Annotated in this window: 12 protein-coding genes; 3 read left to right on the top strand and 9 right to left on the bottom strand. The window is 48.8% G+C overall.

The window, feature by feature from the left end; translation table 11 throughout:
* Positions 1–300: 300 nt before the first annotated feature.
* The 3 genes from LOZ86_RS21275 to LOZ86_RS21265 all read right to left on the bottom strand — a co-directional run bounded on the left by LOZ86_RS21275 (position 301) and on the right by LOZ86_RS21265 (position 1,957).
* On the bottom strand, positions 301–600 hold the full coding sequence (locus tag LOZ86_RS21275; protein WP_039318319.1) for a helix-turn-helix domain-containing protein: 300 nt from the start codon (positions 598–600) through the stop codon (positions 301–303).
* A 2-nt stretch (positions 601–602) separates the two neighbouring features.
* Positions 603–953, bottom strand: coding sequence for a type II toxin-antitoxin system RelE/ParE family toxin (locus LOZ86_RS21270; RefSeq protein WP_039318317.1), 351 nt, complete (start codon positions 951–953; stop codon positions 603–605).
* A gap of 767 nt (positions 954–1,720) precedes the next feature.
* Positions 1,721–1,957 carry a hypothetical protein gene (locus tag LOZ86_RS21265; RefSeq protein ID WP_103184882.1) on the bottom strand — a complete coding sequence of 79 codons (237 nt, stop codon included), beginning with the start codon at positions 1,955–1,957 and terminating at the stop codon, positions 1,721–1,723.
* 471 nt (positions 1,958–2,428) lie between these two features.
* Here LOZ86_RS21265 and LOZ86_RS21260 point away from each other — a divergent pair, with 471 nt between their 5' ends.
* A complete protein-coding gene (locus LOZ86_RS21260; RefSeq protein ID WP_488656302.1) occupies positions 2,429–2,941 on the top strand; it encodes a hypothetical protein in 513 nt (170 codons plus the stop codon).
* Positions 2,942–3,750: 809 nt separating this feature from the next.
* The gene (locus LOZ86_RS21250; protein ID WP_230243182.1) at positions 3,751–4,104 is read left to right on the top strand and encodes a hypothetical protein; all 354 of its coding nucleotides are present in this window, start codon (positions 3,751–3,753) and stop codon (positions 4,102–4,104) included.
* Positions 4,105–4,206: 102 nt separating this feature from the next.
* On the opposite strand, the gene LOZ86_RS21245 is transcribed toward LOZ86_RS21250, so the two are convergent.
* The 5 genes from LOZ86_RS21245 to LOZ86_RS21225 form a co-directional block, all read right to left on the bottom strand.
* Positions 4,207–4,818 (bottom strand): intermediate filament family protein, encoded by a 612-nt coding sequence (locus tag LOZ86_RS21245; protein WP_039318279.1) that lies wholly within the window; start codon positions 4,816–4,818, stop codon positions 4,207–4,209.
* Positions 4,815–5,657: a site-specific integrase gene (locus LOZ86_RS21240; RefSeq protein ID WP_230243181.1), complete on the bottom strand. Its 843-nt coding sequence runs from the start codon at positions 5,655–5,657 to the stop codon at positions 4,815–4,817. The genes LOZ86_RS21245 and LOZ86_RS21240 overlap by 4 nt, the downstream gene beginning before the upstream one ends.
* Before the next feature lie 65 nt (positions 5,658–5,722).
* Positions 5,723–6,022, bottom strand: coding sequence for a type II toxin-antitoxin system RelE/ParE family toxin (locus LOZ86_RS21235; protein WP_230243180.1), 300 nt, complete (start codon positions 6,020–6,022; stop codon positions 5,723–5,725).
* Positions 6,012–6,272: a hypothetical protein gene (locus tag LOZ86_RS21230; RefSeq protein WP_039318269.1), complete on the bottom strand. Its 261-nt coding sequence runs from the start codon at positions 6,270–6,272 to the stop codon at positions 6,012–6,014. The genes LOZ86_RS21235 and LOZ86_RS21230 overlap by 11 nt, the downstream gene beginning before the upstream one ends.
* A gap of 74 nt (positions 6,273–6,346) precedes the next feature.
* The gene (locus LOZ86_RS21225; RefSeq protein ID WP_103161203.1) at positions 6,347–6,571 is read right to left on the bottom strand and encodes a hypothetical protein; all 225 of its coding nucleotides are present in this window, start codon (positions 6,569–6,571) and stop codon (positions 6,347–6,349) included.
* Between the two features lie 555 nt (positions 6,572–7,126).
* Between LOZ86_RS21225 and LOZ86_RS21220 the strand changes: the two genes are divergently transcribed.
* A complete protein-coding gene (locus LOZ86_RS21220; protein WP_039318321.1) occupies positions 7,127–7,504 on the top strand; it encodes a hypothetical protein in 378 nt (125 codons plus the stop codon).
* A 16-nt stretch (positions 7,505–7,520) separates the two neighbouring features.
* On the opposite strand, the gene LOZ86_RS21215 is transcribed toward LOZ86_RS21220, so the two are convergent.
* Positions 7,521–7,703, bottom strand: a complete 183-nt coding sequence (locus tag LOZ86_RS21215; protein ID WP_072013623.1) for a hypothetical protein — start codon at positions 7,701–7,703, stop codon at positions 7,521–7,523.

Below are 7,703 nucleotides of genomic sequence, written 5' to 3'. Positions count from 1 at the left end.
GATGGTCTTCCGATAGTGAGATATTTCACCACCATAAGAGTTCCTACGCTCTTTGGGTGGTAGCCCAGACGGGGGTAGGAATACCGGTACTATCGACCCGGCCAGCCCGAAGGCTGCCCCGCCTGAGCCACCATTGAGGCGAACAGAGGCTGCGATATAAAAAAGGACGCTGGCGCGTCCGATCTTATCGCCGATAGTAAGTCCGGGTTCCTACACCCGGTCACCGATGTGCGGTGACCGAGCAATCATAGCTGAAAATAGCGGGAAAAGGAGGGCTTATTGAGTGAGTGGATGGTTAATTTAGAGATGAAATGCGACACGTTTCCCTGTCGGTAACGTGACATCAATGCTCAGTTCTCCACCTAATGCTGCTACATAACGTTTTAACGTGGAAAGACGAGGGTCATTTTCAGGATTCTCCATCTTGGCCAGTGTTGGTTGGGATATGCCAATCGCCCGTGCCAGTTCTGTCTGAGAGATCTCTAATTCATCACGTAGCTGACTAAGGGCAATAACCAGGCTTGTCTCTTCGACCCGCGCCGCTACGCGAGCCTGCATTTCCGGACTCTCTTTTTCCAGTAGCTCTCTGTATGTCGCCATGATTATTTCTCCAGGTTAGCCAGATGTTTTAGGTATTCAGAATCGGCAAGTCGAATCATATCTCTGTAGAATCGCTTCTCGTTTATCCCGGTCTTATCTCCGGCACATAACACGATAGCTTTACGTGTCGGATCAAAAGCAAAGAATGCTCTTATTGGTTTACCTGCATGTTGAACACGTAACTCTTTCATATTCGGAAAATCTGAGCCGTTTAATGTGTCTACATATGGCCTGCCGAGCTTAGGTCCGAATTTCTCTAAGATCCCCATTGCCTCGTAAACCGATTCTCTCAGTGAATCATCTTGAGTTAAAAACCAGGCGTCGAAGCACTCTGTCGTTATTACTTCCCACATGTTCTCTGCCTATTAATTATAGCTTTATTGCTATAAATAACTATAGCAATAAAGCTATAAAGATGAAATCCCTATCAATAATGACACCCCACTGAACCTCTTCCTCTTATAGCCTTTTGATATGTAAGTGATGATGCAGTGAAGCTGGTTAATCCGGCTGCTCGGAGGATAGGACTACGGTTACAGGCGGTTCTGATGACTGGTTTATATGGGGATGGAAATGAAAAGCGTTTTACAAATGCGATTGGTGTTAGAAGTAACAAAAGTTCTGATAGATGTTGTACTGATCATCATGATGTTTAAACGGTAGAGATGAGGAGTCATTTTGCGCATGCGCAAAATGATTCCTCGCTGGGACCACGGTCCCAATCTGCGGAAAAGCGACCAAAACAGAGATTACGTGTTCTCGTTATCGTGAAAATGCTGCCTATGCACTTCTGTGCATAGGCATGCAGGCGACTAAAATGTATCTGGCGCGTTTTTCCCGATCTGACCCATAGATAACCCTGTTTTTTAGCGTTTAAGCGGCAATGTTGCGTTGAGGGCGTCTGAGGCGGTGCGTGGATCGGATGTTATGGTAAATTTGTGTTCCCTATCTGTGCTGTGCATTGATACATCAAATACCCATGCCCCTCGAACTCGTATCTTTACGTGACGCCTGTGACGCTATTGAAACAGAAATACGACATCGAGGAGTCTTTTAACGAACAAAGCCCGCATAAGCGGGCTTTGTCATATGTGGCGCAATACGTTCAATCATGCTGCTTCTATTTTTCCTCGAAATCGTCAATCCATATTGATTTAACGCCTTCGAAATATACATCTAGCTCTGTATGTTCTAGGTGTTTGTTGCTAGACATATCTAGGCCTATTTTTGCTGCGTCAATCAGTGACTTCAATGATTCCCTATTACTATCACTCTCTTTGAAACCTTGTTTTTTAAGCCAGTAGTTTAGTTCGTGATCTTGTTCTTTTGAAATGTGCTTACCTACAGGGTGCGACATAGTTTTAGCCTTATGATTGAGTGAATTTACGCTGACACATTGAGCATTTCAGCGAACCATTATTCCCATCTTTAAATAGAGTCATTGTCTTGCAAAACGGACATTGTTTACCTCTGCCTCCACGGCCTTCATTGGGTGGAATCATCACTACTGCGTTGCAATTAGTACAGCTGTTCCCAAAGAGGGTTAGTTTGTTACAGAAAGGGCATTTTTTTCCAGGCATTACTCAAGTGCTCATTAGTCATTTACATAATATCGTGACAATATAGATGAAAAGTTTTTCTTGTAAAGCATTATGTTGTGATTTACTTGTTGTGCATGTTTTGGTGGGTGGGTATTATAATTGTCAATGATGCATAGCTGACGGTTGTATCTCCGTAAAACCATAAAATGCAATGGTTGTTCGCTTGCACTATTAAATTTACTCCGGATTGTTAGTCTTTTTTCATCAAAAGAATCGAGGGTTAGATTGTGCAAGGAAAGAGATGGCGGGATGTGCATTATGACGGGAAAACATACGACCTAACCCACCTACATCCGTTCGATTTCCTGGCGACGATAAGAGGGAGTGAGGTGAAAATTTCCGTAACTTTCTCTAATCATTGCTTTACGGATAAGAAGGGGGAGGGAAAAACATTGATGAGTGGTCGTTACTTTTCCGAAGCGCGCTATCAATGCAGTTTAAACCTGCCGTGTATCCTGAAAGATCACTTGATTAATGGGCATATCGTGCCGCACTTTGATAGAAATAGTAATGAGGTTTACTATTACGCTCATGTTTTTGACTACGCTATATTTTTCGATCTTCGTCAGGATACAAACAACTCTGGAGGGTTAGCTATGTTCGTTACCAGCGCATATGAGCTAGACCAATGGGGTAAGGGGTCCGTACCGAAAGGGACTGCTGTTAAGTTTGACTACATCAGTCATTTGCGGCTGAATGGGCAAACGTATCTGGCTAAAAAGATGCAAAAAAGGCGCTGATTAATCAGCGCCTTAATGCGAAAGTAATATCGATGGTTACTTTCAAAAGTTTCCGGCCTTTACCTTTGGTTATCCTGCTCTCAGGCTAGGTGAGACTGATTACTCAATCTCCGGTAACAATACCCCGATAACTCGGTTCCGGTCAGTATTGATGTAGAAACAATAACTCTCTGGTACTCAGATTGCAACCAAAATTCAATATACCCTCATAGGAGAATAACTAATGAAAAATTCATTTCTTTCAGTGTGGTAGATATTATTTTGAATTGATCTACATAGAGTGCAGACAAAAAAGATCTTCTTGAGATCCTTTTTGTCTGCGCGTAATCTCTTGCTCTGTAAACGAAAAAACCACCTGGGGAGGTGGTTTTTTCGAGGGTTCAGTAAGTTGGGGAACTTCTGAACCGTGGTAACAGGGTGTACAAGACCACTGCAACCAAATTCGTCCTTTCAGTTTAGCCGTACTCAGGCCATAACTTCAAGAACTCTGCATCAGTAATCTCTTGTACACCCGTTACCAGTGGCTACCGCCAATGGCGTTTTTTCGTGTCTGTCAGGGTTGGAATCAAGAGAACAGTTACCTGCACAAGACGTGGTAGTCGGGCTGAACGGGGAGTTCGTGCATACAGCCCAGCTTGGAGCGAACCACCTAACCAGACCCCAGCATCCGGCGTGGAATGAGAAAACGCGGCCATGACAGCGGAATGATGCGGGGACACTGTAAGGTGGGAACAGGAGAGCGCACGAGGGAGCGCCCCATCGGAAACGGTGGGGATCTTTAAGTCCTGTCGGGTTTCGCCCCTTCTGACTTGAGCGTCATTTTTTGTGATACTCGTCAGGAGGGCGGAGCCTATGGAAAAGCGAGACTTGCTGATCCGGCTCTGGGGGGAGGGGGGGCTGCTGTCTTTTTTTCTTTTGGGGGATTTATGACTCGATTATCATCGTTATCCGCTTCTGAAAAACAGTTTATTGATGCGGCGGTTTTCGCGGCGGAACGTGCAAAAGGCGCACGGCTCTCGGGTCCTGAGAAAAAAAAGGTGTTAGCGACAGCGCGCCAGCAGATCATCTCTCAGCGAGACGCCAACAGGATTTCTCGCCAGCGTCACGAGGCTGCACAGGAGCGCCTGTTTGAATGGAAAAAACCATCGGGTTTTCGTCGTTAACACGCACCGCTCGCCGCAGTCTCATGACCGAACGGCGTGAGCGAATGAGCGAGGAAGCGGAATAGCGCTGCTTGTGATGGGGTCTTCGTTCACTCCTTTGCTTTAGGATTTGAAAAATTCCGTTAACTCCCGGTTTTCCTGTTCTACTTTGAGTTTTTCCAGTTTCCGCCGCCGGCGTTCTGCCGTTGCCGTGGCATTTTTACGTCGAGTTTCGGCGTTACTGCTTTCTTCTTTGGCGATATCGACCTGTCTCTGTGCTTCTGCGATGACGTTTTCCAGCTGATTCTGGGCTGCACTTATGAGCGCATTGGCCTTCTGTTCGCGTAGTGTGGCGGCATTTTCTCGCTGAACGGCACGATCGAGTTGCTCAGCGAGGCGTTTATTGGCCTTAAATTCGGCCTGTACGGCGTTTTCTTGCGCCAGGCTGGTTAGCCTATGGTAATGCGCGATTTTTTCAGCCTGATCGCGGTTATCGGCTTTAACGGTTATCCAGAGGAGTGCTATCCCACCGGCACTACCTGTGATGAGTATGCCCGGCAGCACGAATGGCCATAACTCAGCAACCATATACCAGCCTGAGAATTTTATAAGCTGTTCACCTTGCCTGATTATCAGCGTGTAGTTTTCCAGTGTGGCTGACATGTATACGTAGGCTGCACCGAGCAGTGCAAACAACACGATTAACACGGTGACTCGCCAGAAAACAAATTTCATCGCAGGTAGGTTTCCGTGATCTCCGGGCGAAAGTGTCCCATTTCCTGGCTGACTGTCGCCAGGGCAGCTTCCCGGAGCAGACCCTGATGTTGCAGTTCGCGCATTCGTTCCTGAGCATAGCTGTGACGAACGCCGTGGGCACCGGCTGACCAGCCTAATACCCGCAGTGCGGCCGCACTGAAGCTGTTTGACCAGAGATGGCCGCCACCAAGCGCATAACGGCTGGTGTGGTTAACGCCACGATCGGTCAGGATGACGGTGTGGTCGCGCCTGACCGCTTCAAGACGTGAAGCCAGCGCTTTTGGAAGCTGAATTTCCCGAACCAGTCCGCCCTTACCGTGAACGGTGTAGGTTATACCGCTACGCCCCGTCCACTTTGTTGTATCGGCCTGTCGTACACTGGGCGGCTGTTCATCCGGTCTCGCCAGCGTATAAAGCTCATGGGCGCGTAATCCTGCTGCGTAGGCCAGCTCTGTCGCTAGTGCGTTCTTTGGGGTTTGAGCGGCGCAAATACGGGTGATTTGTTCTGAGGTGTAAGCCCGTCCTGTCAGGATTTGTGGATGGTCTGCGCGGATCACCGGTAAACGCTCGGTCAGAGGCAGGATGCCGGTGACATGGTGCATCATGGCCTGAATAGCTTGCCGCTCCATGTCGAGGGTTTTTTGTCCTACCGATTCGCCCCGGGATTCAAGATAACTGACGGCCAGAGAAGGCGTTAGTTCACGAAGTCCTCCGAGGATTCGGGATGCACGAACCCATTCTGCTACCCGAGTTAATGCCTGTTCGTAATTGCGTACGGTACCAACTGAACGCAGGCTTTCCCCTTGTATGGCTTTCATGACCGAAGCCGCCTGACGCCCGGGTGAGGAAAATTTTGCTTTTGCCATGAGGATACGGTTGAAGGTTAACGGATCTGCTGAGGGTTCTGGCGCTGACCGATAACAGCCAGAACCTGAACTTTCTGGGTGGGGTCATCCACGTCATATAGTACATGCTGTCCCGTCAGACTGATACGGCGGACGCCCTCGCCGTAGCGCGGATCTAGCTCATATAGCTTGGGAAACTCTGCGAGTTTGTCGGTGGAAGCGAGGAGGCGTTCAGTAACGTGCCTTGCATCCCAGAGAGAAGCGTTTTCAGCGATATAGTCAAAAAGTGCCATCACATCCTCCGTGGCACTCGCTTTCCATTCCACATCATACGACATCGTGTTTTTCCTGATAGCGGCGCTGTAGCTGCTGACGAAGCTGGTCGGTTGTCATACTTGGTCGGGTGTCGGCACGGGCTTCTGCGACTTTGGCGCGTGCTCTTTCCTCATACTCTGCCTGTGCCAGTTCTTCATTAGCGAGACGCTGCAACAGTGCGGCTTTATCCGAACTTCCTGAGGGGATGAGGTGTGGGAGGCTCTCGGCCAGCTCCCGAAGAAAGTTCGCGTTTTCGTAGTGGGTGCTGTTCATGGATGACGCTCCTGATTTTCCGTAAGTCTATTTCTGAGTGTAGCAACCTCGCATTAGGATGGCATGTAACGGGTTTAACCATGACGAGCCAGCCAGCGAGTCACTGTGGATAGCACGACCCTGATCCGCTTTGCTCTGAGCCAGCGTTGTAGCTCGGCGGCGCTGGCTCCGGCCTGATGAAGCTGGCGCAGTTCTCCGGTGTAGCGATCGAGGCGCGATTTCCGGTAGCGCGGTTTGCGAATTAACCGGGTCTCTTCCTGTAATGCGGCCAGTTCCTGGCTGACGCTAAACTCCGTCATATCATCACCGCTTGATAGTTTGTAAGAACGCCTGACCTAAGATACCGGTTCAGCGGCAATTGAATGCCTATTTGCCCCTGTTTGACACCTTGTGGCGTCTGGCTCGGACTATTCTCGCCATTTTTTCCCCCGTCAGCGTGGGCTAATCGCGGTCGTTACACTGACCAGGTGGCGTTTTAACTGCGTCGCCTCAGTCTCTCCAGATGTCGCTGCTGGGTCTCAGATCCCTCAAGGGGCGCGGATTGTTGACCTGTATCCGGTGTAATCAGGAGTGCGTGACGTGCACTAATCATCAACAGCAAAAGAATAATACGGATAACCTTGCGTTACCAACGTGCTTTTTAATTATTGCGCTTATATTGAATAAACCCAGTGATACCCGCTATGTACAACGTATTTATTCGTTGTACATAGCGGGTATCACTGGCAATAAATAATCTAAAAAAAGAAGAAAGAAAATGAGAGCATGACTGCACCGTGTGCAGGCTGAAATAACGGAGGGGCTGAGAATGTCTTGTACAGCGCTATACTGTCTCAAAAATCGGAGGTGGGAAAATGGCGTGGGTCAGCGTGAGACAGGCGATGGAATTGACCGGAAAAGGGCGAAGTTCGCTGTACCGGGATATGGCGAAAGGCCGTGTATCATATAGGTCTGAGTCTGATGGCGGTCGCTCTCTCGATACCAGTGAATTGATGCGGGTGTACGGAGAACTGAAACCGGATGAGACAACGCAGTGGGACACTCGGGGACAGGGTGATGAGACAGATAATAGCGTAATGAAAGACTTGGTTTTGGAGCTGAAAGCGCTCCGGGAAGAAGTGTCGGGTCTCAAACTGGAGCTTCAGGAAATACGCCGGCTGGAATACAAGCCGGCACCGGTTGAATCAGAGAATGTTCACCCTAAACCCTGGTGGCGCCGCTGGTTAGGATAAAACGGGCGCCAGTTCGTTAATCGTCTTTATCAGGAAGTTGCTCTGGGTGGTAGCAATCATAAAAATCCCGGAGTTTTTCGTGCAGCACAAACGCAAGAATTTCGCGTACCTGATCGTGGGTGATAGCGGTGACGGCATAGGACAGAGCACAACATTGGTCTAACAGTTCATCAGGCCTAAGAGGGGTATTGTCGAACAT

Source organism: Pectobacterium parvum, from assembly GCF_020971565.1.
Classification (GTDB): domain Bacteria; phylum Pseudomonadota; class Gammaproteobacteria; order Enterobacterales; family Enterobacteriaceae; genus Pectobacterium; species Pectobacterium polare.
Note: the sequence above shows the minus strand (reverse complement) of the source record. Positions and strands in the feature narration are given on the sequence as shown.